Genomic DNA, 25,016 nt, shown 5'->3' with positions numbered 1-25,016 from the left:
GCGAACCCGCATATGGACAAGGACACGAACGAGCTCGCGCGACAGCTGACCGAACGGCTCACGAAGGAGCGTGCTGTGACGAGGACATCGAACCGATGGCGCCTGTGGATGGCGCTGATGGTCGCCGTGGTGGGACTGGCGGTGCCGGCGGGGTCGGCGCAGGCCGCCGACGGCACCGCGCCGCCGAAGATGACGGACGGGTTCGGCCTGACCCAGGTCGACTCCACCGTCGGCGGCCCCACCAACTTCTACATCACGGTGACCACGCCCGAGGTGGCGGGCAAGCACCACATAAAGATCATTCTTCCGAGCGGCTACTACGACGACCCGGGTCGGCGCTACCCCGTGCTGTACTTCCTGCACGGTTCGCCCGACGACCCGATCCAGCAGAACTATCCGGCGCTGACCACCTCGAACGAGATGATCACCGTCGTCCCGGACGGCGGTGCCCGCGGCTGGTACGCGAACTGGCTCAACCAGCGGACCGCGGCCGGTGCCCAGAACTGGGAGAACTTCCACCTCAATCAGGTGATCCCGTTCATCGACGCGAACCTGCGGACCATCGCCGCCAAGAAGTCCCGGGCCGTCGCGGGCGTCTCCATGGGCGGCTTCGGGGCCCTGCACTTCGCGCAGGTCCGGCCCGACCTGTTCGGCCAGACCGCCTCCCTGTCGGGGGACATCGACCTGTCGGTGAAGTCCATGGACCTGCGGCTGGCCGTCGTCGCCTCCCTCGTCGGCTACGCGCCCGGCGTCGACAGCGACGCCGCCTTCGGATCGCCGTACCCCGTCTTCAACGCCGACTGGCGGTTCAACGAGGTCGACCCGGGCCAGCACATGGACCGGCTCGCCGGAGTCGGGGTCTCCCTCTACGTGGGCAACGGCGGGGGCTCGCCCGGCGACCTGGAGTTCTGGGTCGAGAGCGCGACCAAGCACGCCAAGGACGCCCTGGACGCCCGGGGTCTGCCCTACTACTACGTCAACTACGGCGACGGCTCCGCGTGGGGCACCCAGTGCAACGGCGGCCACAACGCGGGCTGCTGGGAACAGGACCTGCGGGACCTGATCCCCAGGCTGGAACGGGCCTTCGCCGCCTGACCGTTCACCTCAGGGACCTGGTGGGGACGAGGGCGACCTCGTCCCCGCGCAGGATCAACTCGTGCGTACGGCGCAGCATCCGGCTGGGGCCCACCCCGAGGTCTTCGGCCAGCCGGAGGCGGGCGCGGTCGAACACGCCCACCGCGTCGGCCCGTCGGCCGGTGCGGTGGAGCGCGCGCATCAGCATCGCGGCCACCGGTTCGTCGAGCGGGTGCGCCGCGGACAGCGCGAACAGCTCGGCGATCGCTTCGGAGTGCCGGCCCAGCCGCTGCTGCCACTGCGACTTGCGCTGCGCGAGCGCGATCCTGCGCTCGGTGAGCCGCAACCGCTCCCATTCGGCGAGCGGCCCGGGCAGGCCGGCCAGGGGCTCGCCGCGGTACAGGTCCAGGGCCCGGGAGCACAGCCGTACCACCTCGGCCGGTTCGCCCGCGCGATCGGCCGCTTCGACCTGTGCGACCAGCTCCTCCAGGCGGGCGACGTCCAGGTCGACCGCCCCGGCGACCAGCCGGTACCCGCTCCGCTCGTGGGCGATGACCTGATCGGGTCCGCCCGGGCCGGTGCCACCGCGCAGGGTCTTGCGCAGCCGGTAGACGTACACCGGCACCACGTTCGTGACCGGTGGCTCCGCCCCCCAGACGCCGTCGCGCAGCTCCTGTTGGCTCAGGGTCCGCCCGGGGCGCAGGGCCAGCGCGGCCAGTACGGCCTGCTGGCGCAGGTGCCCCAGGTCCAGGGGCTGCCCGTCGCGCGCGGCCTGCAAGGGGCCGAGCACGCCGATGCGCACCCCCGGTGCGAGTGCCCGGGCGGCGCCGCCCCGCGCCGCCGCGCCGAGCGCCCGGGTACGGGGGCCGCGGCCGGGGACGACCAGGCCGCAGTCGAAGGCGTGGACGATGGCGGCCGCCCGGTCGCGCAGCCCGTGCTTGGCCAGGATCCGTGCGAGCTGCCCGGCCACGGCGTGCTCGGGGAGGGCGAGGGCGGCGGCGATCTCGTCGTCCCGCAGGCCGCAGCCGACCCGGCGCAGCACCTCGTGCTCCAGGTCCGGGCCCGCGGGTGCGGGGGCTCGGTCGGCGGTGGCGTTCGTCTGCATCGCTGCTCCCCGGGCTCCGGGCTGGACTCTCTGGCGGACGCCGTCGACAAGGTAGTGGCGCGCGCCCGGGACGAGCCTCCGGAACGATCCGGAGTGACACGGGCGAAGGCCCCCGACGGTGCGCCGGGGGCCTTCGGACGAGCAGGAGAGAAGGGGAGGAGGAAGGAGGGGAGGGAGAAGGGGAGGAGGGGAGTGCGGAGGGTGGGGGAGTGAAGGGGGAGGGTTACGGGACGGGCTGCTGCTGGGTGACGCAGTGGATCCCGCCGCCGCCCCCGCCGAGGCTGTCGATGTTGAGCTGCTCGACGACCCGGCCGGGGAAGGCGCGCTGGAGGGTGCTCTTGGCCGCGGCGTCCGCGCCGGAGTCGCCGAACTGGGGCGCTATGACGGCGCCGTTGCACACGTAGTAGTTGGCGTAGGCGCCGACGAAATTGGGGTTGGTGGACCGGATCTTGTTGTAGTCGGGGCCCTGGAGCTTGGTGACCGCGACCTGGTGGCCCTGGGCGTTGGTGGTGGAGGAGAGGATCTGGTACTGCTGGCGCGCGTCGTTCGACCAGGCGTCGGTGTCGCTCGCCAGCGGCATCTGGACCAGGCCCTTGCCCTCCTCGAGGAAGCGGGACGTGGCGTCGACGTGGTCGTCGGTGATGTCCCGGCCGAGCACCCCCTTGAACCAGACGACCTTCGAGGCGCCGAAGGCGCTGCACATGGCCGCCTCGATCTGGGCCTGGGAGAGGTTCGGGTTGCGGTCAGGGTTGATGATGCTGCTGCGCGTGGCCATGAGCGTGCCCGCGCCGTCGGTCTCGACCGCGCCGCCCTCGCCGATGAACCCGGCCGTGCTGAAGGAGGCTCCGACGTAGGCCGCGACCCGCCCGGCTACCAGGGCGTCCTTGGCGTGGGTCTGCTGGTTGCCCCAGCCGTTGAAGTTCAGGCCCACGGCGTCGAGGCCGCCCGCGCCGTTGGTGCGGAACACCGGACCGCTGTCGCGCATCCAGCAGTCGTCGACGGGGATCGTGGTGATCACGGTGACGGCCGAGCCGCAGGCGCTGCGGGCCTTCGCGGCGGAGGCGGAGTTGGCGCACATGATCACGGGCTCGTACTTCGCGATCGTCTTGGCGATCAGTGCGATGTTCGCCTGGACGCCGGAGAGCGAACGCCCCCAGATGGCCGAGCTGTCGGGCCAGGCCATCCAGGTCCGGGTGTGCCGGACGGTGTCGATCGGGACGGCGAAGCCCCCGGCGGCGGCCGCCCCGGCGACGGCGTTGCCCCGGAGTGCGGGACGGACGGCCGCGAAGGCCTCCCCGCCGACCGCGGCCAGCGCGGCCCCGGCGGCCGTGAGCCCGGCCGCGGTCAGGAAGCCCCTGCGGTCCAGCGTCCGGCGGGAGGTTTCCCGGGGCGCCCCGGCCCCTTCCTGCGTTCCAGCGTGGTCGTTCATTTCTGACCTCCGGTCAGCCTGGGCGGATCGCGCTCCGCCGATGGGCGGGAACGTATTACTGACCGAGCGCTCGGTCAATAATTTTGGATACGTGCATGACGAACCATGATGAAGAGGAACATCCGGGCCGGAAACGGCGGGGATCACGGCCCCAGTTGATCGCCGGGCCCGTGCCGCGCACCCCGCAGTCGTTACAGTGACCGCGTGGCAGCAGCAGCTCAGGACGATCACCTCGGTACGCCCGAACCCCGCCCGGCCGACGCGAGGACCAGCAGGTCCCGCACCTCGGCGAAGGGCGCCCAGACCCGCGCGAAACTGATCGCCGCGGCCCGGACCCTCCTCGCGGGCGAGGGGTTCGCACGCTTCAGCACCCGCAACGTCGCCGCCCTCTGCGGGATCTCGCACGGGATGTGCCACTACCACTTCCACGACCGCACCGACCTGATCGTCGCGGTCGTCGAAGACATCCGGGGCGAGTGGATCACCCCGATGGAACGCGCGGTCGACGCCCCCGGCACCTTCGCCGAGCGCGCCGAGCGGGTCGTCGTCCGGTTGAACCGGCCGGAGGGGCCGGACCTCTCCCGGCTGCACTCCGCGCTCCACTGGTTCGCGCTGAACGACGAGCGGGTCCGGGTCTCCCTGGACGCCGAGTACCAGCGGTGGCGCGACTGCTTCGTCCGGCTGTTCCAGGTGCTCTCCGAGGAGCACGGCGGCGCCGTCGACCCGGTCCCGCTCGGCACGGCGCTCGCCGCCGCGGCCGACGGCCTGGCCGCGATCCAGTCACTGGACTCCCGGGTCGAGGCCGAGGCGGCCGTGCGGGCGCTGGTCGACGGCCTGACCGCGGTGGCCCTGCGCCCCTGACCGGAGCGGCGCGCGCCCTTTGGCCGGCCGCCCCCGCCGCCCTAGCGCGCGCCCCTCACAGGGCGCGCCGGGCGGCCGCGATCCGCCGCGGATCCCAGCCGGGCCGGGGCACGGACTCCAACAGCAGCCGGGTGTAGGGGTGCTGGGGGTCGGCGAGCACCTGCGCGGTCGGACCCGCCTCCACGATCCGACCGCGCCGCATCACGATGACGTCGTCGGTCACGCAGCGCACCACGCCCAGGTCGTGCGTGATGAACAGGTACCCGATCCCGGTCTCCGCACGGATGTCGAAGAGCAGGTTGAGGATCTGCGCCTGCACCGACACGTCCAGCGCGGCCACCGCCTCGTCGAGGACGAGGACGGCCGGTTCGACGGCCAGCGCCCGGGCGATGGCCACCCGTTGGCGCTGCCCGCCGGACAGCTGCCGGGGCAGGGCGTCCGCCTCCCGCGCGCCGAGGCCGACCTGCTCCAGCAGCTCGGCGATCCGCCGGGCGTGGTCCGTACCGGGGAAGTGCAACCGCAGGGTCTCGCGGAGCGCACCGCCCACGGTGGTGCGCGGATCGAGGGAGAGGAAGGGGTCCTGGAAGACCATCTGCACCTCGCGGGCCCGGGCCAGCCGGGCGGCCGCGCCGCGCCGGTGGCCGCCGCGGTCCCGGCCGTTGATCAGCACGCGCCCGCTGTCGGCCCGCTCCAGGCCCACGACGATGCGGGCGGTCGTCGTCTTGCCCGACCCCGATTCCCCGACGATGCCCAGCGACCGGCCCGCGGCCAGGGCGAACGACACGTCGTCCACGGCCCGCACGCCCCCGTAGGCCCGGCGCAGGTCCACGACCTCCAGGACGTTCGCGTCGGTGTTCCCGCTCATCAGCGGCTCTCCTTCCGGGCTGGGCGCCGCGGCGCCCCGCGCCGTCGTCACCACCTTCACCACCGTCTCAGCCATGACCGACCTTTCCCGCGAGCTGCTCGCTGTGATGGCAGGAGGTGCCGCGCCCCGGCTCGCCGGCGACCGGGAGCAGGGCGGGCGCCTCCTCGGCGCACACCTCGGTGGCGTACGCGCAGCGCGCGGCGAAGGGGCAACCGGTCAGCTCCTCGCGCAGGCCGGGCGGCCGGCCCTCGATGGCGGCGAGCCGCCCCTGCGGCGCGTCCAGGCGCGGGGTGGAGGCCAGCAGCGCCGCCGTGTACGGGTGGCGCGGCGCGGCGAACAGCGCCTCGGCGGGGCCGGTCTCGACGATCCGGCCCGCGTACATCACGTAGACCCGGTCGCTGATCGCGGCGGCGAGTCCGAGGTCGTGGGTGACGAAGAGCAACCCCGTCCCGAAGCGTTCGCGCAGGTCGCCCAGGAGCGAGACGACTTCGGCCTGGGAGGTGACGTCGAGGGCGGTGGTCGGTTCGTCGGCGAGGATCAGGGCCGGGTCGCCCATGAGGGCGGCCGCGATCATGACCCGTTGCAGCATGCCGCCGGAGAGCTGGCCGGGGTACTTGCGCAGCAGGTCGGCGCCGAGGCCGACGGCGTCCAGCATCGTGACCGCCCGCTCCTCGGCGGCCCGCTTGGGCATCCTGGCGGTGAGCCGCAGGCTCTCGGTGAGGAAGTCGCCGACGCGGCGCATCGGATTGATGGCGGCCCGCGGGTCCTGGAAGATCATGGCCACCGTGCTGGTGCGCAGGGCGCGCAGCCTGCCGGAGGACATCGTGAGGACGTCGTCGCCGACGACCCGTACGGACCCTTCCGTGCGGGCGCCCGGCGGCAGCAGCCGCAGCACGCTGCGCGAGGTGAGCGTCTTGCCGGAGCCGGACTCGCCGACCAGGGCCACGGTCTCGCGCACGCCCACGGTCAGGTCGACGCCGTCGAGCACCGGCCGCACGGTGTTCGGCAGGTGCAGCCGCAGCCCCTGGATGTCGAGGGTGTTCATCGGTCCCTCCTGGCGACCTTGTCGGCCCAGCGCTCGCCGACGACGTTGAAGGCGACCACCGTCAGCACGATGGTCACACAGGGGATGATCGCGGAGAGCGGGTAGCCGGACTGGATGGCCGCGTTGCCGTCGAAGACCATGCGTCCCCAGTCGGGGGTGAGGGCGGGCACGCCCAGACCCAGGAAGGAGAGGCCGGCGAGGTCGATGAGGGCGTAGCCGAAGTTGACCGTCGACTGCGCGAGGACCACCGGCGCGACGGCGGGGACGACGTGGCGCAGGCAGATCTGCAGCCCCGAGTGCCCCTGCACCTGGTACGCCTCCACGTACGGCCGGGCGCGCTCCGCGAGCACCAGGGAACGGGTGAGTCGGCTGACGTAGGGGAGGTAGGCGATGGCCAGGGCGATGACGGGGGCGAGCAGCCCCTCGCCGTAGACCGAGACGATCAGGATGGCCAGCAGCATGCCGGGGAAGGCGAAGACCAGCTCGGTGCTGCGGGACAGGACGGAGTCCAGCCAGCCGCCGCGCCAGGCGGCGGCCGTACCGATGGCGACGCCCACGACGGTGGAGAAGAAGACCACGCCGAGCGGTCCGAGGAGCGAGGTACGGGCCCCCAGCGCCAGCCGCGAGAAGGTGTCGCGGCCGGACGCGTCGACCCCGAGGAGGTGGTCGGCGGAGGGACCGGCCAGCGCGTTGCCCAGGTCGACGGCGTTGGGGTCGTACGGGGCGATCCAGGGGGCGAGCACCGCGAGGCAGACGACGACGGCGACGAAGCCCAGGCAGAGCAGCGCGAGCGGGGCCCGGCCGGTCCGGATCCGGGCCAAACCCGGGCGGCGGATCAAGGTGGTGCTCATGCGGCGGACCTCCCGGGACCGAGCGAGACCCGGGGATCGACCAGCGGGTGGATCAGGTCGACGAGGAGGTTCACCGTCATGAACAGCCCGACCATGATGAGGGAGATGGCCTGCACGGTGGGGAAGTCCTTGGTGGTGGTGGAGAGTTCGAGGAGCTGGCCGATGCCGCCCACGCTGAACGCCGACTCCACCAGGACGGTGCAGACGAGCAGGGTGGAGACGATGAGCCCGCCGGTGGTGAGCACGGTGCCCAGGGCGTTGCGGAACACGTGCCGCCGGATGACCTGCCCCTCGGACACGCCGCGGCTGCGGGCGACCGTGACGTGCTCCTGCCCGAGGACGTCGAGCATCGAGGCGCGGGTGACGCGGGCGAGCATGCCGATCAGGTAGAGGGCGAGCGCGATCGCGGGCAGCGTCAGGTGCCACAGCATGTCGAGCGGGCCGTCGCCGCTGCCCCCGGTGGGGAACCAGTGCAGCTTCACCGCGAACAGGCCCTGGAGCAGGACCGCCGCGACGAAGGACGGGGTGCCGATGGCGAAGGTGGTCGTGACCAGGATCGTCGCGTCGGCGCCGCCGCCGCGCACCGCGCCGATCCAGCCGAGCAGCAGCCCGAGGACCACGACCAGCACCAGCGCCATGGAGATCAGCAGCAGGGTGCTGGGCAGCCGGTCGGCCAGCAGTCGGGACACGTCGGTGCGGTAGGTGATCGAGCGGCCGAAATCGCCGTGCAGCACCTGGCCGAGCCAGCGGACGTACTGCTCGGCGAACGGGTCGTCCAGGTGGTACTGCGCGTTGATCGCCTTCAGCGCCTCCGGGGAGGCCGACCGGCCGCCCAGCAGGAAGCTGGCCGGGTTGCCCGGTGCCAGGTACATGGCGCCGAAGATCACGAAGGAGGCGCAGAGCAGGGTGGCCGCCATTTCGGCCAGCCGTCGGACGGCGAATCTGAGGAAGCTCATCGCGCGGCCGCCCCGACGTCGGCCGCCCACGGGTAGTAGAGGTAGGAGATGGTGGTCGGTGCCCCGGTGATCCGCTTGCCCAGGAAGACCGCGGTGGGCCACTCGGCGACGGGGATCCACAGCAGCTGGTCGGCCGCCTTCTTCTGCAGCTCGGCGGCGGTCGTCATGCGCTCGGCCGTGTCGTAGGTGGACTTGGCCTTGTCGACGAGCGCGTCGTAGGCCGGGTCGCTGTAGCCCGCGTAGTTCTGGTAGGCCCCGGTCTGGAAGTTGCTGAGCAGGTCCATCGGGTCGGTGACGGAGTCGTAGTACGTCTCGGGGAACATGTCGATGCCCTCGCGCGCCGCGGGGTCGGTGAACAGCGAGGTGAAGGCGTTCGGGGCGATCGTCTTGAGCTGGACCTTCAGCCCGATCCGGGTGCCCGCGTCCTGGACCGCGGTCGCCAGCAGCGAGACGTCCTGCCCGATCGAGCTCGTGGCCATGACCACCGTCTTGCCGGTGGCGCCCGCCTCCTCGACCAGCCGCTTCGCGGCCTCGACGTTCTGGTCGGGCGAGGGGAGGCCGGCGAAGGCGGAGTCGCGGACCTTCTCGGGGGCCCCGGCCCAGACGGCCTTGGTGGTGAGCGAGGAGGTGGCGGTGCCCGCGCCGCCGAGGCCCGCCTTGACGAAGCCGCGGCGGTCCAGGGCCAGGGAGAGCGCACGCCGGACGCGGACGTCGCCGAGCACTCCCTTCATGTTGGTCATGTTGACGTTGACCGTGCTCAGGCCCTCGCCGAAGAACAGCGTCCCGGCCCCGCTCTTGCTCAGTCGGTCGTAGCTCTCGGTGGGGATCAGGTAGCCGCCGTCCGCCTCGCCGTTCAGCAGCGCGTTCGTCCGGGCGGACGGGTCGGTGAGGAAGGTGAAGACGGCCTTGGCCGACTTGGCCTTGGTGCCCCAGTAGCCGTCGAAGCGCTGGAGCTCGATCGACTGGCCCTTGTTCCAGGTGCCCAGCTTGAAGGGGCCGGTGCAGTCCAGGCTGCCGGAGGTGCCGTAGTCCTTGCCCGCCTTCTCCACCCCGGCGCGGGAGGCCACGACGCCCGCGGCCGTGGCCATGTACTGCGGGAACATGGCGTCGGGCTGCTTGAGCTTGACCGTCACCTGGAGCGGACCGGTCTTGGCGACGCTCTCGACGTTGACGAACTCGCTGTTCCAGGCGGCGCCGTTGTCGGGGTTCATCTGGCGGCCGAGGCTGTACACGACGTCGTCGGCGCTCATCACCGCGCCGTCGTGGAAGTGCACCCCGGCGCGCAGGTCGTACACCCAGGTCTTCGGATCGGGGTTGGTGGCCTTCTCCGCCAGCCCCGGGGCCATGGTGAGCTGCGGGGTCCACCGCATCAGGCTCTCGCAGACGTTCGACAGGATCGTGTTCTGCGGGTAGTCGAAGGCCGAGATGTAGTCCAGCGTGGGCGGCTCGGCGTACACGGCCCAGGTGAAGGAGTCCAGCGGCCCGGCGGCGGCCGGCGTGCCGGCGGAGAGCTTGTACGGGGCGTCCTTGGTGGCCGCGTCGTTCTTGGGCGGACCGGCACAGGCGGTGATCAGGGCGAGCGCGGCGAGCGCCGCGACGGGGAGCGCGGAGCGGTTGCGCGGGGACCTGCGGGCGCTGGACCGGGGCAGGGGTCGGGACCGGGACATCGGTGCTCTCTCTTCCATGCTCAACGGGGGAGGTGGCGGCTGGGCCGACGGTTGGGCGCGCTGCGGGCCGCAGGCGTGCGGACCCGGACGCGGGGGAGGGAGGAGCAGGTCAGGCGGTGAGGGAGACCGCCGACGGTACCTGCTGGGTGATGCAGTGGACGCCACCACCGCCGTAGGCGATCACCCGCGTGCGGACGCCGACCACCTTGCGGTCGGGCAGCGCGGCGGCGATGACGGCGAGCGCGCCCTCGTCCCCGGGCAGGCCCGCGACCGGGACCACCACGCCGCCGTTGGCGATGTAGAAGTTCAGGTAGCCGACCTCCGTCTCCTTGCCGTCGACCTGGACGAAGGCGCTCTGCGGCAGCTCCAGGACCTCCAGCCGGCGGCCCGCGGCATCGGTGGCGGCCTCGAGCACGGCGCGGTTCGCGCGCATCCGCTCGTAGTCGGGGTGGGTGGGGTCGTCCGGGAGCTGGACCAGCACCTTGCCGGGGGCGACGAAGGCGCAGACGCCGTCCACGTGGCCGTCGGTCTCGGTGTCCAGCAGCCCGCCGTACGGCAGCCAGATGACCTTGGTGACGCCGAGGCGGGCGATCAGCTCCGCTTCGATCTCCTGCTTGCTCATCCCCGGATTGCGGTTCGGGTGGAGCAGGCACTGTTCGGTGGTGATCAGCGTTCCTTCGCCGTCGACGGTGATGGAGCCGCCTTCGAGGATCATCCGCGAGTCGACGCGCTCCACGCCGAGGTGGTCCAGCAGGGCCGCGGAGATCTTGTCATCGGTGTCGTACGGGTGGTGCTTGCCGCCCCAGGCGTTGAAGCGGAAGTCGACGCCCGCCCGCTCCCCGTCGGTCCCGAGCACGAAGATCGGCCCGGAATCGCGGAACCAGGAGTCGTCGAGGGGGAGCTCGATGACCTCCACTCCCGCGCCGCAGAGCTCCCGGGCCTCGGCCCCGCTGCCGGGCAGGGCCACCATGGTGACCGGCTCGAAGGTGGCGATAGCGGTCGCCACCTGCGCATATTCGTACTTGACGGTGTCGAAGACCGCACCCCACAGATCCTGCCGGGTGGGCCAAGCCATCAGGCAGCGCTCGTGCGGGGTCCACTCGGCGGGCATCCGGAAACGCGTCATGATCTCTCCTGTTTGAATATTCAGTCAGCAGGAAGCGGAAGGGAGGGTGGGGATGAACGTAACGGTGATGTGTCCCGCATCCTCCTCCGAACTGAAAATTCAGTCAATGCTTCTGGCCAAGGAGTTATCGATCCGGCCACGGGTAGAGTGATCCCTCGTGTCAGACCGTCGAACAGAGATACTCAGGGCCGCCACGCGGGTGATCGCGCGACGCGGCGTGCGCGGGCTGCGCGTGGGAGAGTTGGCCGCCGAAGCGGGCGTGTCCACCTCGCTGATCTACTACCACTTCACCGATCGCGCGGGGATCCTCCGCCGGACCCTGGAGTTCATCAGCGACCGCGCCGACCGCTACACCGCCGAGCGCGATCCCGGGCAGGACCCGGAAGATCCCCGCACGGAACTGACGCAGGTCCTGCTCCTGGAGCTCCAGGACACCCCCGAGGTGCGCGAGAACAGCACGGCCTGGGGCGAGCTGCGGGCCAGCGCCGTCTTCGACCCCGAGCTGCGCGAGGACGTCGCCAAGGCCACGCACACCTGGGTCCACGAGATCGCGGACCTACTGGCCCACGCCCGCCCCCTGGGCACGGCGCCCGCGCACGCGGCCGCGGCGGAGCGGCTCACCGCGCTCCTGGAGGGCCTCAGCGTCCGCTGGCTGAGCGGTTCGCTGCCGCTGGACCACGCCCGACAGCTCCTGACGGACGCGATCGAACACGAACTGTCCGCCTAGTGCCGTGACCGGGAAGGTCCACCGGGTCGCAGCCGTAGGCCGTCTCGCGCACGCAGCGCCGGGCGCCCGGCGGAGCGGCCGCGTCAGTACGCGTCGCCGCGGACGATCAGGCGCGCCACCACGGCCCGGGCCGGAGCCAGCTCCGCGGCCACCGCGGCGGCCCGCGCGTCGTCGTAGTCCACCCGCGCCGGGAGCGGCTCGCCGAGCGCCAGGCACCGGCGCCGCAGGTGCGTCGGCGGATGCGTGTCGTCGACGCCGTGCCCGCGCCGTGCGGCGACCCGGAGCAGCCGCTCGTACTCGCGGGCCGGCAGGGAGCGCGCGTGGACGGCGATCCGCTCCCAGAGTTCCCGCTCGGCGGCCTCCCGGACCTCCCGCCCGGCGGCGCCCCCCTTCATCTGGGCGTTCACCCGCTCCCGGCGCAGCGCGTCCTCGACCGACCCCGCCACGAGCAGCCGTTCCATCAGCCCCACCGCGCCCGCCGTCGAGCCGGCCCGCGCCGCACTCAGGTCGGCCCGGTACTCGGCGCGCTGCGTGGCGCGCAGCGTCGACCGGTCCAGCAGCAGGAGCAGGCCGTAGGCCGCGCACCGCGGGAGGTACGTCACCACGTTGAACAGGGTGTCCCACACCGAGTGCGCGCGGCTGGGGGCCAGGGTGTCCAGCCAGAGGGCCAGGGTGCGCAGGGCCTGTCCGATGGCCAGGCCGTGCCGGACGTCGCCGCCCGCGAAGTGCCCCAGCTCGTGGCCGAGCAGGGCCACGCGCTCCTGCGGCGCGAGCACCTCCCACAGCCCGAGTCCCAGGATCAGCACGCGGCGCCGGCGCGGTCCGTACGAGGTCACCGCGGCGTTGAAGGCGCCGTCGACCACCACCGCGTGCACCCCGGTCGTGCCCGTGACCCCGGCCACCTCGTCGATCAGCTCGAACAGCCGGGGCGCGTCGGCCCGGTGGAGCGCCGGTCCGTGCCCGGGCAGTCGGCCGAACCGCGGCCGCAGCACGAAGGCCACCACCAGCAGGACGACGCCCGCGACCGGCTGGACCCCGGTGTCCCACCCCAGGGCGATCAGCAGCACCCCCGCGACCGCCAGCACCAGGGTCAGCCCGTGCACCAGCAGCGCGATCCCCAGGGCGAGCAGCGACGCCGCGTCGCTGCGCGCCGGACCGGGGTCCCCGCCGGACATGGTGGCGGCGAGCTCCTCGCCGTGCCGCCGTGCCAGCCGTCGGCGCACCGCGGCGATCCGGCCGGGCTCGGGGTCCGGGACGGCCGGGTCCACGTTCCAGTCGCAGGCGGCGCACCACACGGTGAACCGCTCGTCGGCGGCGTCGAGCACCTGCCCGCACTCGGGGCACGACCGCCCCTCGATCGTCCTGACCGCGCTGTCGAGCTCCATGATCGCCTTTCCCCGGCGGACCCCCCCCCGGGCGCGCGGCTACGGCAGAGTAGCCGAGGCGGCAGGGTCCCGAGAAAAGGTTTGTCCCGGAGCGCGGGATCGCGTTGGCTGGGCGGCATGAACGCACTGCACACCGAACGCCTCACCCTGCGCCGCTGGCGCGACAGCGACCTGGAGCCGTGGGCGGCGATGAACGCCGATCCCGCCGTCCGCGAGCACCTGGGCGAGGTGCTCACCCGGGAGGGGAGCGACGCCTCCGTGGCGCGCTTCGAGGCCGGCTTCGAGCGGCGCGGCTACGGCTGGTGGGCCGTCGAGGTCCGGGCCACGGGCGAGTTCATCGGCTTCGCCGGGCTGGACGAGGTGGACGCGGGGCTGCCGTTCGCCGGAGTGGAGATCGGCTGGCGCCTCGCCCGGTCGGCCTGGGGCCACGGCTACGCCACCGAGGCCGCGCAGAGCGTACTGGCCCACGCCTTCGACGTGCTGCAGCTCCCCGAGGTGCTCGCCGTGACGACGGCCACCAACCTCCGCTCCCAGGCGGTGATGCGCAGGATCGGCATGACCCGCGACCCGGCCGACGACTTCGACGACCCGGACGCGCCCGAGGGCCCGCTGCGCCCGAACGTGCTCTTCCGCCTCCCCCGACCGACAGCGGCCTGAGACCCGCGTCGAAACCGGCGCGGGGGCCCGGGGCGGTTCAGCCCAGGCGGTCCAGTTCGGCGGTGATGGCCGAGAACATCAGGTCACGGGCGTGCGCCAGCGGCAGACTGCCGCTGAGCCAGCGCGAACTCAGCCCCTCCACCAGGGCCGTCAGCCGCTCGGCGGCACCGGACAGGGCCGCCTCGGAGGCCATCGGGTGGACCTGGCCGACCAGTTCGGCGACCTCCCGCACCCACACCCGGGTCGCCCGGGCGAGATCGTCGCGCAGGTCGGGGTCGAAGACGGCGCAGGCCCGCAGTTCGCCCCAGGCCGTGCTGTTCTCCCGGACGTCGGGCGCGTCCTGGAGTTCGAGCAGGAGCGTCTGCTCCAGCTCGCCGCGGGCGTCGAGCGGGGGGAGGTCGGGCGAGCGCTCCGTCGTGTAGCGGCCCGCCCGGTCGTTGATGAACTCCAGCGTCGCGCGCAGGATTCCGGCGCGGTCCTTGAAGTGGTAGTAGATCAACGCGGTGGACACGCCCGCCTCGGCGGCGAGTTCCTCCACGCGCAGCCCGCGCACACCGCGCCGGGCGATCACCCGCGCGGCACCCTCCATGATCGATGTTCGACGGTCAGCCACAATCGGACACCCTACCCGGGGCGACCGGCGGGCCCGGTCAGGTGTGCAGGACGACGAGGTCGCCCCCCGGCCCCAGCGGCGGCAGGGGCGCGAAGGTGCGGGGGAGGACGAGGGCCGGGCCGTCGCAGCCCCGCGGACGGGGACTCGCGTCGAAGAGGTAGGCCGCCTCGGTGGCCGGATCGCTGACCAGGTGGGGCCCCGGCGAGGCGGTGGCGCGCGTGTGCGGGGTGCGGAAGACGCTGCGCAGGTGGCGCAGGGTCCGTGCGGGCGAGTCCGGGACGATCGCCGCGGCCGCCCCGTCCGGGGGGATCGCGCCGGACAGGAGCAGGGCGAGCAACACCGGTACCGCCTTGCGGCGCAGGGTGGCGGTGGCGGCGCCCAGCCGGTGGGCGTGCCCCGCGGGCAGGGACAGGGCCAGACTGCTCGCCGCGCCGCCGGTGGCGAGCGCGACCGCCGAACAGACCACGCCGGGGGAGTACTCGCTGAGGTCGAAGACCGGCTCTCCCGGGGCCAGCGCGTCCAGGGCGTGGAAGAGCACCCGGCTGTCGGTGATGGTCCGCGCGGTGAGCCGGGCGGGACGGTGGCGCGCCACGTGGTCGGCCCGACCGTCCCGGTCGAGCTGGGTGAGCAGGCACTTGCCGACCGCGCTGGCGTGGGCCGCCGCGCGGAAGTCGACCCATTCCTCGACGGGCGGGGTGCCGGGCCCCTCGGCCATCTGCGTGATGCGGACCTCGCCCTCGGCGTAGCGGCTCAGGTAGAAGGCGGCGCCCGCGCTGTCCCGGGCCAGCGCCAGGGTGTGCTGGAGCTGGGCGGCGAGCCCGTGCCCGCCGGGTGCGCCGAGCCGGTCGAGCGCGGGGCCGCGCCCGTAGACGCCCGCCGCGGGGCGGCAGGCGTACCCCTCCTCGCACAGCATGGCCAGCAGCGGGCCGAGTTCCGCGCTGGCCAGCCCCGCCTCCCGCCCGATCCGGGCGGCGTCGACGCCGAGCGGGTGCCGTTCGAGGACGCCGACGACGGCCAGCGCGCGCCGCGCCCGGGTCAGTGCGCCGGTGGTGTCCGGGTCCGCGGGGCCCGGCGCGCGGCGGCGCGCGGCGGGTGGCGGTGGCGGGGGCGACGGGGGGTGGCGCACCGGAAGGGGCGGGGGAGCGAGGTCGCCGTCCGCGCGGGCGCGGGGGGTCGGCCGCGGATCGGACCCGGCCGCCGGGTCCGGCTCCCGGGCCGGGGCGGTGGGCAGGAAGGCGGGCAGCACCTCGGGCAGGCCGGGGCGGGGCAGCGGCACCGGGCCGAGGTCGACGTCCTCGAACCGGTCGACGTGGCGCAGCACCCGGGCCTGCGCGCAGAGCCGGATCTCGCGCAGGTCGCGCGGCCCCCCGGGCAGGTAGCCGGAGCGGGCGAGCTCGGCCGCCCAGACCCGGGCGTCCTGGTGTTCGCCGCGCCGGGAGTGGTCGAGGAAGAGGCAGTAGGCGGCGGATCCGGTGTGCGCGGCGCCGGAACCGGCCGCGAACTGCCACCAGAAGCGGGCGCCGTCCCGCAGTCCGGCGAGGTGCAGCAGGCAGCCGAAGACCAGGGCGCCCGGCGGGTCGCCGTGCCGGGTCGCGATGAACTCGCCCAGCCGGGCGGCGGCTCCGGGCCCGCAGACCACGGCCAGGCTGACCGCCTTGAGGTCGCGCCGGGCCTGTTCGGCCTCCACGGGCCGGTCCCGCGCGGGATCGCTCCAGCCGGGCGGCGCCGGGCGGGCGCGGGCGTCGGCGGCCCGGGCCGCGGCCCGGGTCCGCAGCAGCAGTCGGGTCTCGGCGGCGCCGAGGTCGTAGTGCGGATAGCGGTCCGGGACCCGGGCCCGGGCCAGGAAGTGTTCCAGGGTGCGGGCGGGGTCGCCGACCCCGCGGTCCGCGCGGGCCGGCAGTTCGGCGGGGCCCGGGAGTTCGGCGGGGTCCGCGTGCTCGCCGTGGTGGCTCATGGCGCGCCGCCCTCTCCGCCGAGGAGCCGGGTGAGCCTGCGGCGCGCCTGGGTGAGGTGGGAGCGGACGGTGGCTTCCTCGACGCCCATCACGCGGGCGGCTTCGCCGGTGGTGCAGTGCAGTCCGTAGCGCAGCAGCACGGCGTCGCGCTGCCGCTCGGCCAGCCGGGAGACCGCCGAGTAGAACTGGATGCTGTCGGTCAGCACGTCGTACGGATCGACGGCGGCGTCCTTGAGCGCGGCCTCGAAGGCGCTGATGTCCATGGGCCGCGGCCGCCGGTCGCGTTTGCCCTGTTGATCGACGATGCGGTGTTTGAGGACGGTCCAGGCGTACGCCTCCAGCCGGTCCATGTGGAGCATCCGGAGCCACTCGTTCATGATCGCGTCGAAGGTGGCGTCGACGGCGTTCTCCGCGTCGGTGTCGGAGCCCAGCTGGAGGTACGCGAATCTCATGTAGGAGGGCCGCCGGTCGGTGTGGAAGGCCCAGTACGACAGGCGCGCCCGCGTGTCCCACTGGCTCATCGGCGTCGCCGGGCGCTGCCGTCGGCTGGGCAGGCCCACCGCCCCACCGGATTCCTCCGGTCCGCCATCGCTCACCGCTCCACCTCTCCCCCTCGTGGCACTGGAGGTGCTCGCCCCCACCCTGCCAGCGTTCGCGCGGCCGCGAGAAGGCCGCGGACCAAGCGGGGAAAGGAAGTTGACGGCCCGTCCGATGCGGAGCGTTTCGTGATCGACTTCGATCGGCACGGCGACGAACTGACGGTTGTGCATATGCCGACGGACGTTTCCCGTGGTCGGGGCCGGTCGGCGGCGGACCGGCGGAGCCGGGGCGCCTTCCGGGGCGCTCTCCGGCGGGCTGCCGGCGAGCGGCCCGCGAGCGCCCCGGGCGCGGCGTGTGACCATCCCAAGATTCACTCGTTTGTCGGACCGTGGGCACATCACAGCGATTCGGCTCCACCGCCGTCGAAGCAGCCGAGGCGGTCCTCGTCGAGCAGTACCCCCACCTGGTACGGCTCGCCTACCTGACGCTCCCCGACGGCCTCGGGCGGCACGCCCGGGTGCTGCGCGCGCACCGGGCGGTGCAGCGGGGGTTGCCCCGGGCGCGCGCCGGTGACGAGCCGGGGCGTCCGGGGGGCGCACCCCCGGGCCCCGGCGCACCCCCCGGCCCCGGCGGGCCGCTCGGGGAGGTGCGGGCCCGGGTGCTGCGGGCCGCGCTGGCCCCGGGCGGGCGGCCCGGGACGGCCCTGGCCCGGTGGGGATGGCCGCCCGCGCCCCCCTTCGTGTGGGGGCTCAGGCTCTGGCCCCCGGCGGGCGGGATCGACGAGACGGCCCGGCTGCTCGGCGGGGTGCCCGCGGCGGTCCGCGCGGCCTTCGTGCTGCACCGGCTGGACGGGCTCGCCGAGGCGGGGACGGTCCGGGTGCTGGCCGCCGCGGGAGTGGCGGATCCGGCCGAGAGCGTGCGCCTGGCCCTGGCCCTGCCCGTCGGCGAAACGCTTTTGCGGACCACGGAGTTCGACGCCTGCGTGGTCAACACCCGGCCCACCGACCTGCTGCGCCGACGCCGCCGGGTGCGGGTCGGCTGGGCGGCCGCCGCCGTACTGGCCCTGGTCGCCGGGGTCGCGGTGGCCGACGGGGCGCCGCCGGGACCGGACGTGCGGCCCGCCGCCGGAGCCGTGGCCGCCGGGGCGCTCGACCCGGACCGCCTGGTGCGGATCCCGGCCGCCGCCTGGTCCGACACGGCCCGGGTCGACTTCACCGCCTGGCCCGCCCGCGGTGCGCGGGCGGGGGACCGGGCACTGCTCGCGCGGGCGCTGGGGGCCTGGGCGAGCAGGTCCGCGCAGGTGCCGGTGAGCGCCGCGCCGGGGACCCCGACGGACCCGCCGGGGCGGCCGCCGCAACTGCTCTACGCCGGGGACGTCGAGGGCCGGGCCGTGGTGCTCCTGCTCGACGCCGACCGGGTGGTGCGCTACGGCGAAGCCGCCGGTGGGCCGCGGGAGCGGGCGCTCGACTTCGCCCGTACCGACGAGGCCGGGGTGACCACCGCGGGCGCCCTCGTGGTGAGCCGGGCGGGCGGCCGGGTCCGCTATCTGCTGGCCCCCTGGATCGCCACGGCCGCCACCTTGGACCTGCTGCGGCCGGCGGACGCCGGGCAGCCGCTGGCCGTGGCCGCCGACGGGGTCACCGCCGCCGCCGCGGTGCCCGGGGCCTCCGGGGCCTGCGCCGGATGGCCCGTGCTCGCGCTGACCTCGTCCACCCGCATCGTCGAGAAGCACTCCTTCGTGCTCGCCGACCTCGGCGCGCTGTCGCCCGTACACCTGACCTACACGCCACTGCCGGACGGGCCCAACGCCGTGCCCGCGCGCCAGCCAAGGGAGGCGACCGGTCCCGCCGCCCGCGCCGCGTGGGCGCCGCTCGCCTGCGGGCTGCGGGAACTGCGCGGGGGCGCGGTGCGGGCCGTCAACGTCTGGGACTTCGCCGCGTCCGAGCTGCCCGAAGGCGGCGGCCGGGCCGTCTGGTCCTGCACCCGGGCCTCCGGCTGGGCCGGGCCCGGCGACGTGCTCGTGCGGCTGCGACCGCCCGCGGGCCCGGCGCAGGACGTGGCCCGGGCCCGCTCCACCGCCGCCTGCGGCCGCTTCGGCCAGCACCTGCTGGTCGGCACCCGGTGGAGGACGGCCGCCGGACACTGGTACGAACTGGCCGCCGGCAGCCGGGAGGTGGCGGCCATCACGGCCACCGGCGCGGTCCGCGCGGAGGCGGCCGGCCGCAGCCTCACCGCCCCCGCCGGGCCCGAGGGAGCGCCGGTGACCCTGACCGCCCGCCTCGCGAGCGGCGCCCGGATCACGGCCCTCGACGGCGCCGGCGGCGGCCGCGACTGACCGCGATCCCGCCGCCGTGCGGCTCCGGTCGCGCGGCCCGACCCCCGCCCCGGCCGGTCCCTGCTCGGCCGGGGCGTGATCAGCGCTCCTGTAGCATGACCGCGAGCGCGAGGGCGGTGACGCAGAGGTCACAGCCCTCGCTTTCGTGTAAGGCCCACCCCTTGAAAATGCGGCACGTGGCGTTTCGTCGGTTCGATACGATGAGCCCCTTCACGATCCTTCACACGCCGCACGTATGAAATGGAGCATCCGAGGATGTCTCGACACCTGATCACCAGCGCGCTTCCCTACATCAACGGGATCAAGCACCTGGGCAACATGGTCGGGTCGATGCTTCCGGCGGACGTGTACTCCCGGTACCTCCGCCAGCGCGGCCACGAGGTCCTCTACATCTGTGCCACCGACGAACACGGCACCCCCGCCGAGCTGGCCGCCAAGGCCGCCGGACTCTCGGTCGCCGAGTTCTGCGCCCAGGCGCACGACGCGCAGAAGGCGATCTACGACGGTTTCGAGCTGTCCTTCGACTACTTCGGCCGCAGCTCCTCGGAGCAGAACCGCGAGATCACCCAGCACTTCGCGCGCCGGCTCCAGGAGAACGGCCTGCTCGAGGAGCGCGCGATCCGGCAGGTCTTCTCGCCGGTCGACGACCGCTTCCTGCCGGACCGCTACGTCGAGGGCACCTGCCCGCACTGCGGCTACGACAAGGCCCGCGGCGACCAGTGCGAGAACTGCACCCGCGTCCTGGACCCCACCGACCTGATCGAGCCGCGCTCGGCCATCTCCGGCTCCACCGAGCTGGAGGTCCGCGAGACCAAGCACCTCTTCCTGCTCCAGTCCAAGCTCCAGGGCGAGGTCGAGGCCTGGGTCGCCGAGCACGAGGAGGAGTGGCCGCAGCTGGCCTCCTCCATCGCCCGCAAGTGGCTGACCGAGGGCCTGCACGACCGCGCGATCACCCGTGACCTCGACTGGGGCGTGCCGGTCCCGGCCGACACCTGGCCCGAGCTGGCCGCCGACGGCAAGGTCTTCTACGTCTGGTTCGACGCCCCGATCGAGTACATCGCCGCGACCAAGGAGTGGGCGGACGCCGACCCGGCGAACCGCGACTACAAGTCGTGGTGGTACCAGGCCGAGGACGTGCGCTACACGCAGTTCATGGCCAAGGACAACGTCCCCTTCCACACCGTGATGTTCCCCGCCACCGAGCTGGGCGTCCGCGAGCCGTGGAAGATGGTCGACTACGTCAAGGCCTTCAACTGGCTGACCTACTACGGCGGCAAGTTCTCCACCTCGCAGAAGCGCGGCGTCTTCACCGACCAGGCGCTGGAGATCCTGCCCGCCGACTACTGGCGCTACTTCCTCATCGCCAACGCCCCCGAGTCCGACGACTCGTCCTTCACGTGGGAGCACTTCGCCTCCACCGTCAACAAGGACCTCGGCGGCACCCTCGGCAACTTCGTCAACCGCGTGCTGACCTTCTCGCGCAAGAAGTTCGGCGACGAGGTCCCCGCGGGCAGCGCCGCCGGTGAGGCGGAGGCCCGCCTCGGCGAGCAGATCGCCGAACTGCTGGCCGAGTACGAGGGCCACATGGAGGCGCTCCAGTACCGCAAGGCCGCGGCCGCGCTGCGCGCCCTGTGGTCGGCGGGCAACGCCTACCTCGACGAGAAGGCCCCCTGGCTGGAGGTCAAGACCGACCTGGACGGCGCCGCGCTCACCCTGCGCACCGCGATGAACCTCATCCACCTCTACTCGGTGGTCTCCGAGCCCTTCATCCCCGCCTCGACGCGCGCCATGCGCTCCGCCTTCGAGCTGGCCGACGACACGGCGACCTGGGTGACCCCGGAGCAGGCGAAGTCGCTGGACGCGGTCCCCGCGGGCACCCCGTTCACCGTGCCGCCGGTGCTCTTCGCGAAGATCACCGAGGAGGACCTGGAGTCCTACCGCGAGCGCTTCGGCGGCAGCGACGCCGAGGCCTGAGGCCCGTAGCACGACCCGTACGACACGAAGGGGCGCGGCCACCGCACGGTGGCCGCGCCCCTTCGCGTACCCGGCGCCCGCCCGCTACAGGGCCGCGCCCAGGGCCACGAAGCCGCAGATCAGGACGAAGAGGATCGCCAGCAGCGGCCACACGAACCGCAGGTACTTGTCGTAGCCGACCTTCGCCAGGGCCACGCCGCCGATGGTCACCGCGGTGGTCGGGACCCACAGGTTCATCCAGCCGCTGGCCGACTGCCAGGCCGTCACCACCACCGCGCGGGAGACCCCCGCGAAGTCGGCGAGCGGGGCCAGGATCGGCATGGCGAGCGTGGCGTGGCCCGAGGTGGACGGGATCAGGAAGGCCAGCGGCAGGTTCACCAGGAAGACGATCACCGCGAAGACCCCGGACGAGGTGCCCTTGACCACGCCCTCGATGGAGTGCAGCACGGTGTCGGTGATCTGCGAGTTGTTCATGATCACGGTGACCCCGCGCGCCAGCATGATGACCAGGGCGGGCGAGATGAAGTCGGCGGCGCCCTGGATGATCGTGGAGCTGAGCGCGGCCTCGCCCATCCGCGCCACCAGGCCGACCAGTACGGCCGCGCACAGGAACAGCGCCGAGAGCTGCGGGAAGGACCAGTCCAGCTCCCAGCCGTACGGCGTCGCGTCCGCCTTGCCGGTGAGGGCGCTCGACCAGGGCACCACCGAGAAGATCATGAAGGCGAAGACCAGGACCAGCAGCACCAGCACCGTCTTGTGCAGCCGGGTCAGCTCCGGCTCCGCCACCTCGTCGCCGGTCGCCTTCTGCTCCCGGTCCCCGGGCAGGAAGCCGCACAGGGACTTCGTCGGGTCCTTCTGGACCCGCTTCGCGTAGCGGATCACGTAGAGGACCGTCACCGTCGTCAGCACGATCCACATCAGGAACCGCAGCACGATCCCGTCGCCCAGGGAGATGTCGGCGGCCGAGGAGGCCACACCGGTCGCGAACGGATTGACCGTGGAGCACAGGACGCCGATGCCCGCGCCCAGGATCGAGGCGCCGACGGCCACGAGGCGGTCGTAGCCGAGGGCCAGCATCATAGGCACCAGCAGGCCGTAGAAGCCGAGGGTCTCCTCCGCGAAGCCCTCCACCGTGCCGAGGACGGCGAAGACCACCATCACGGCGGCGATCAGCAGCGCGCCGCGGTCCCGCAGCCGGTGGGCGAGGCGGGAGATGCCCCGGTCGAGGGCGCCGGTCGCGAAGACCACCGTGATGAAGGCGCCGATGGCCAGGACGAAGAGGAAGACGCCCGCACTGCCGTAGAGCGCACCCGTCAGGCTCGGGCCGACCTGCCCGGTGGTGGTGTCCTGGAGGCCGTAGAGGCCGTTGACGGGGGCGAGGAAGAGGTCGTTCAGCCGGTCGGTGAAGCTCTGCGTGCCCGGGACCCGGTGGTAGGTGCCCGCGATCGGGGCGCCGCTGTCGTTGCGGTCGTACTGGCCGGAGGGGATGAGGAAGGCCAGTAGCCAGATCGCGACCGTGACCAGGGCCAGGATGGTCAGCGCGCTGGGGAAGGTGAACTTCCGCGCGGGCGGCGGTTCGCCGCCGGCCCCCGGCTCCAGCTCGGGCCCGGCGGGGGTGGGAGCCGGGCTCGCGGCGCTCACCGGGCGCCTCCCGCACGGTGGTCCGCGGCGTACTCGCGCAGGAACGCGACCATCGCGACCACGGTGTTGCGCAGCTCCGAGAAGAGCACGCGCTCATTGGGGGCGTGCAGGTTGCACATGCTGTCCTGCGCGCCGAAGAGCAGCACCTCGGCCCCGGGGGCAGCCTTGGCCAGTCCGTTGACCAGGGGGATCGAGCCGCCGGTGGCGACGTACGAGGCCTCCGCGCCCCAGGCCTCCTTCAGCGCGGTCAGCGCCGCCCGGTAGGCGGGGCCGCCGGTGCGCGCCTCGAAACCGGGGCCGGTGTCGCCCGGGGTGACGGTGAGGGGGATGCCGAAGGGGCGCTGCGCGCGCAGGTGCGAGACCAGTGCGGCCCGCGCCTCCAACGGGTCCTGGTGCGGGTGGAAGCGGAGGTTCAGCTTGGCCCGGGCGTAGGGGACCACCGCCGAGGCCGCGTGGTCCACGCTCGGGGCGTCCAGACCGATCACGGTGATCGCGGGTCCGCTCCACAACCGCTCGCCCAGCGAGCCCGTACCGATCAGCGGCAGGTCGCCCCGGACGGAGGCGAGGTCACGGAACTCCTCCTCGGTGTAGGTCGTCCCGTCCCACGGGTCCCGCCGCAGGCCGCGCACGGCCACGTCACCCGCGTCGTCGTGCAGCGTGCCCAGGGCCCGCAGCAGGACCAGCAGGGCGTCGGGGGCGGCGCCGCCGAACTCCCCGCTGTGCCGGGGCTCGGCGAGGGTGCGGACCTCCACGGTGACCTCGCAGGCGCCGCGCAGCCCGGTGGTGAGGGTGGGCGTGCCGGGCCGCAGGTTGCCGAGGTCCGCGATCACCATGGCGTCGCACGCGAACCGGCCGGGGTCGCTGGGCGGGTAGTCGTCGAAGGCGCTGCCGTACTCCTCCTGGCCCTCGATCACCATCTTGATCCCGACGGGCGGTCGGCCTCCGTACGCCCGCAGCATGCCCAGGTGCGCGATCACGTTCGACTTGTCGTCGGCGATGCCGCGCGCCCGCAGGCCGCCGGGGACCGGGGTCGGTTCGAAGGGCGGGGACAGCCACAGGCCCGGGGCGCCGGCGGGCTGGACGTCGTAGTGCCCGTAGAGCAGCACGGTGGGGGCGTCCGGTTCGGGGGGCGGGATCTCGGCGTAGATCACCGGGGCGGTGTCGGGCAGGTCGATGCGCTCCACGTGCGTCACGCCCGCGTCCCGCAGCAGCGAGACGATCAGGTCGTGCGCCTCCTCGACCGGTTCCGGCGGGTAGCCGGGGAAGGCGATCGAGGGGATCGCCGCCAGCCGTTCCAGGTCGGCCACCAGGCCGTCCATCAGCGCGTCGACCCGCGCTCCGAGGTCTTCCCGACTGCTCGCTTCCACCCGGCACCGTCCCTCTCATCCCCGCTGAGCTGCGGTTCTGCTCCCTCGATGATGGGCCGGGGGCGGGTGCGGTGCCGTGGCGGAATGGGCCGCGCGGGTGAACGGGGCCGGGCCCGGCGGGGCCGCGCGGTCCGGATGGCCGGAAGTCGACCCTGCAGTGGCGATCTTGACTGATCCACCGCGTGTCGAAGCCGTCCCGAAATCGTTTCTTCATCCGGGAGCACGCACGACGAGGAGGCAGCGCGGTGACCGCTTGGCAGTACTTCGCCGGGGCCGGGTTGGTGGTCGCCTGCTGTCCGCTCCAGGGACACGTGGACGTGCCGCCCGGGGGCGCTCGCGCGGACCTGTGCGTCCCCGCCCGGCACGAGCCCGCGGCCCCGCCGACGCCCACGGCCCGACCCTCGGTGGCGGCCGTCGTCCCCGGGGCCCTGCCGGGTCCCGCCGGGCCGACCGTGCGGCACCCGGCCCGGCCCGCGCCGGAGCCCGCCCTCCACCCGAGCCCCGCCGCCGTCCCCCGGCCCGCGACCGTCGCGGCGCGGCCGGAGCCGCCACCGGCCGCTCCGGCCCCCGCGGCGCCCGGTCCCGGTCCCGCGCCCGTCGCCCGGGCCGCGGCGCTGCCGACCGCCGGGTTCCACGTGCGCCCGTACCGTCCGGTGGCCCTCCAACGACGGGCCGCCGGCGGGATGTCGACCATGATGCTCCTGGTCGTCGTCACGACCCCGGCCGTCCTCGCGGCCGCCGTACTGCGCCCGCGCGGGCGCAGCGGCCGCAGCGGTACCGGCTGAGCGGCGCCGACCGAGCGGTCGCCCCTTCGACCGCGCCGCGCGCACCCTGCCGCCCGCAC

At 73.7% G+C, this 25,016-nt stretch carries 20 protein-coding genes and 1 pseudogene; 7 read left to right on the top strand and 14 right to left on the bottom strand.

From position 1 onward, the window contains the following. Nucleotides 1-75 precede the first annotated feature (75 nt). Entirely contained in the window at nt 76-1,095 is a 1,020-nt protein-coding gene (locus ACFWAR_RS01845; protein ID WP_385772293.1) for an alpha/beta hydrolase, read from the top strand. A 4-nt stretch (nt 1,096-1,099) separates the two neighbouring features. Here the strand turns inward: ACFWAR_RS01845 and ACFWAR_RS01840 are convergent, their stop codons facing one another. Continuing rightward, nucleotides 1,100-2,179 (bottom strand): BTAD domain-containing putative transcriptional regulator, encoded by a 1,080-nt coding sequence (locus ACFWAR_RS01840; RefSeq protein ID WP_385772292.1) that lies wholly within the window; start codon nt 2,177-2,179, stop codon nt 1,100-1,102. 223 nt (nt 2,180-2,402) lie between these two features. Next, entirely contained in the window at nt 2,403-3,608 is a 1,206-nt protein-coding gene (locus ACFWAR_RS01835) for an agmatine/peptidylarginine deiminase (protein ID WP_385772291.1), read from the bottom strand. A gap of 204 nt (nt 3,609-3,812) precedes the next feature. On the opposite strand from ACFWAR_RS01835, the gene ACFWAR_RS01830 reads away from it, so the two are divergent. After that, entirely contained in the window at nt 3,813-4,469 is a 657-nt protein-coding gene (locus ACFWAR_RS01830; RefSeq protein ID WP_385772290.1) for a TetR/AcrR family transcriptional regulator, read from the top strand. 55 nt (nt 4,470-4,524) lie between these two features. On the opposite strand, the gene ACFWAR_RS01825 is transcribed toward ACFWAR_RS01830, so the two are convergent. The 6 genes from ACFWAR_RS01825 to ACFWAR_RS01800 form a co-directional block, all read right to left on the bottom strand. After that, nucleotides 4,525-5,334, bottom strand: coding sequence for an ABC transporter ATP-binding protein (locus ACFWAR_RS01825; RefSeq protein WP_385772366.1), 810 nt, complete (start codon nt 5,332-5,334; stop codon nt 4,525-4,527). Nucleotides 5,335-5,401: 67 nt separating this feature from the next. After that, nucleotides 5,402-6,379, bottom strand: a complete 978-nt coding sequence (locus tag ACFWAR_RS01820; protein ID WP_385772289.1) for an ABC transporter ATP-binding protein — start codon at nt 6,377-6,379, stop codon at nt 5,402-5,404. After that, nucleotides 6,376-7,230, bottom strand: coding sequence for an ABC transporter permease (locus ACFWAR_RS01815; protein WP_385772288.1), 855 nt, complete (start codon nt 7,228-7,230; stop codon nt 6,376-6,378). Before ACFWAR_RS01815 ends, ACFWAR_RS01820 begins: the two co-directional genes overlap by 4 nt. After that, nucleotides 7,227-8,186: an ABC transporter permease gene (locus ACFWAR_RS01810; RefSeq protein ID WP_385772287.1), complete on the bottom strand. Its 960-nt coding sequence runs from the start codon at nt 8,184-8,186 to the stop codon at nt 7,227-7,229. The genes ACFWAR_RS01815 and ACFWAR_RS01810 overlap by 4 nt, the downstream gene beginning before the upstream one ends. After that, nucleotides 8,183-9,853, bottom strand: coding sequence for an ABC transporter substrate-binding protein (locus ACFWAR_RS01805; RefSeq protein WP_385772286.1), 1,671 nt, complete (start codon nt 9,851-9,853; stop codon nt 8,183-8,185). The genes ACFWAR_RS01810 and ACFWAR_RS01805 overlap by 4 nt, the downstream gene beginning before the upstream one ends. 109 nt (nt 9,854-9,962) lie before the next feature. After that, nucleotides 9,963-10,979, bottom strand: coding sequence for an agmatine/peptidylarginine deiminase (locus ACFWAR_RS01800; RefSeq protein ID WP_385772285.1), 1,017 nt, complete (start codon nt 10,977-10,979; stop codon nt 9,963-9,965). Nucleotides 10,980-11,136: 157 nt separating this feature from the next. Between ACFWAR_RS01800 and ACFWAR_RS01795 the strand changes: the two genes are divergently transcribed. Continuing rightward, a complete protein-coding gene (locus tag ACFWAR_RS01795; protein ID WP_354380808.1) occupies nt 11,137-11,706 on the top strand; it encodes a TetR/AcrR family transcriptional regulator in 570 nt (189 codons plus the stop codon). Between the two features lie 83 nt (nt 11,707-11,789). Here ACFWAR_RS01795 and ACFWAR_RS01790 read toward each other — a convergent pair whose 3' ends face one another. Next, complete coding sequence (locus tag ACFWAR_RS01790; RefSeq protein WP_385772284.1) at nt 11,790-13,091, bottom strand: M48 family metallopeptidase; 1,302 nt, start codon at nt 13,089-13,091, stop codon at nt 11,790-11,792. A gap of 117 nt (nt 13,092-13,208) precedes the next feature. Between ACFWAR_RS01790 and ACFWAR_RS01785 the strand changes: the two genes are divergently transcribed. Beyond that, nucleotides 13,209-13,748: a GNAT family N-acetyltransferase gene (locus tag ACFWAR_RS01785; protein WP_385772283.1), complete on the top strand. Its 540-nt coding sequence runs from the start codon at nt 13,209-13,211 to the stop codon at nt 13,746-13,748. A gap of 37 nt (nt 13,749-13,785) precedes the next feature. On the opposite strand, the gene ACFWAR_RS01780 is transcribed toward ACFWAR_RS01785, so the two are convergent. The 3 genes and pseudogenes from ACFWAR_RS01780 to ACFWAR_RS01770 all read right to left on the bottom strand — a co-directional run bounded on the left by ACFWAR_RS01780 (nt 13,786) and on the right by ACFWAR_RS01770 (nt 16,911). Then, a complete protein-coding gene (locus ACFWAR_RS01780; RefSeq protein WP_385772282.1) occupies nt 13,786-14,361 on the bottom strand; it encodes a TetR/AcrR family transcriptional regulator in 576 nt (191 codons plus the stop codon). Between the two features lie 319 nt (nt 14,362-14,680). Beyond that, a pseudogene (locus ACFWAR_RS01775) lies at nt 14,681-15,400 on the bottom strand (IclR family transcriptional regulator C-terminal domain-containing protein); the annotation flags it as partial. 911 nt (nt 15,401-16,311) lie between these two features. Beyond that, nucleotides 16,312-16,911, bottom strand: a complete 600-nt coding sequence (locus ACFWAR_RS01770) for an RNA polymerase sigma factor (protein ID WP_385772281.1) — start codon at nt 16,909-16,911, stop codon at nt 16,312-16,314. Nucleotides 16,912-17,243: 332 nt separating this feature from the next. Between ACFWAR_RS01770 and ACFWAR_RS01765 the strand changes: the two genes are divergently transcribed. Together ACFWAR_RS01765 and metG are read left to right on the top strand one after the other, a co-directional pair. Continuing rightward, nucleotides 17,244-19,190 carry a hypothetical protein gene (locus tag ACFWAR_RS01765; RefSeq protein WP_385772280.1) on the top strand — a complete coding sequence of 649 codons (1,947 nt, stop codon included), beginning with the start codon at nt 17,244-17,246 and terminating at the stop codon, nt 19,188-19,190. Between the two features lie 255 nt (nt 19,191-19,445). Then, on the top strand, nt 19,446-21,164 hold the full coding sequence (metG, locus tag ACFWAR_RS01760; RefSeq protein WP_385772279.1) for a methionine--tRNA ligase: 1,719 nt from the start codon (nt 19,446-19,448) through the stop codon (nt 21,162-21,164). Nucleotides 21,165-21,248: 84 nt separating this feature from the next. On the opposite strand, the gene ACFWAR_RS01755 is transcribed toward metG, so the two are convergent. After that, nucleotides 21,249-22,763 (bottom strand): YfcC family protein, encoded by a 1,515-nt coding sequence (locus ACFWAR_RS01755; RefSeq protein WP_385772365.1) that lies wholly within the window; start codon nt 22,761-22,763, stop codon nt 21,249-21,251. A 38-nt stretch (nt 22,764-22,801) separates the two neighbouring features. Then, nucleotides 22,802-24,172 (bottom strand): M20/M25/M40 family metallo-hydrolase, encoded by a 1,371-nt coding sequence (locus ACFWAR_RS01750; protein ID WP_385772278.1) that lies wholly within the window; start codon nt 24,170-24,172, stop codon nt 22,802-22,804. 245 nt (nt 24,173-24,417) lie between these two features. On the opposite strand from ACFWAR_RS01750, the gene ACFWAR_RS01745 reads away from it, so the two are divergent. Continuing rightward, a complete protein-coding gene (locus ACFWAR_RS01745; RefSeq protein ID WP_385772277.1) occupies nt 24,418-24,957 on the top strand; it encodes a hypothetical protein in 540 nt (179 codons plus the stop codon). Nucleotides 24,958-25,016 lie beyond the last annotated feature (59 nt).

Source organism: Streptomyces sp. NPDC059917, assembly GCF_042730635.1.
Classification (GTDB): domain Bacteria; phylum Actinomycetota; class Actinomycetes; order Streptomycetales; family Streptomycetaceae; genus Streptomyces.
The sequence above is the reverse complement of the archived record's forward strand: the minus strand, read 5'-3'. Positions and strand labels throughout refer to the sequence as shown.

Excerpts from the sequence above, each read along its gene's own strand:
- ACFWAR_RS01840 (WP_385772292.1), bottom strand. The coding sequence starts at position 2,179 with ATGCAGACGAACGCCACCGCCGACCGAGCCCCCGCACCCGCGGGCCCG.
- ACFWAR_RS01835 (WP_385772291.1), bottom strand. The coding sequence starts at position 3,608 with ATGAACGACCACGCTGGAACGCAGGAAGGGGCCGGGGCGCCCCGGGAA.
- ACFWAR_RS01825 (WP_385772366.1), bottom strand. The coding sequence starts at position 5,334 with ATGAGCGGGAACACCGACGCGAACGTCCTGGAGGTCGTGGACCTGCGC.
- ACFWAR_RS01820 (WP_385772289.1), bottom strand. The coding sequence starts at position 6,379 with ATGAACACCCTCGACATCCAGGGGCTGCGGCTGCACCTGCCGAACACC.
- ACFWAR_RS01815 (WP_385772288.1), bottom strand. The coding sequence starts at position 7,230 with ATGAGCACCACCTTGATCCGCCGCCCGGGTTTGGCCCGGATCCGGACC.
- ACFWAR_RS01810 (WP_385772287.1), bottom strand. The coding sequence starts at position 8,186 with ATGAGCTTCCTCAGATTCGCCGTCCGACGGCTGGCCGAAATGGCGGCC.
- ACFWAR_RS01805 (WP_385772286.1), bottom strand. The coding sequence starts at position 9,853 with ATGTCCCGGTCCCGACCCCTGCCCCGGTCCAGCGCCCGCAGGTCCCCG.
- ACFWAR_RS01800 (WP_385772285.1), bottom strand. The coding sequence starts at position 10,979 with ATGACGCGTTTCCGGATGCCCGCCGAGTGGACCCCGCACGAGCGCTGC.
- ACFWAR_RS01790 (WP_385772284.1), bottom strand. The coding sequence starts at position 13,091 with ATGGAGCTCGACAGCGCGGTCAGGACGATCGAGGGGCGGTCGTGCCCC.
- ACFWAR_RS01785 (WP_385772283.1), top strand. The coding sequence starts at position 13,209 with ATGAACGCACTGCACACCGAACGCCTCACCCTGCGCCGCTGGCGCGAC.
- metG (WP_385772279.1), top strand. The coding sequence starts at position 19,446 with ATGTCTCGACACCTGATCACCAGCGCGCTTCCCTACATCAACGGGATC.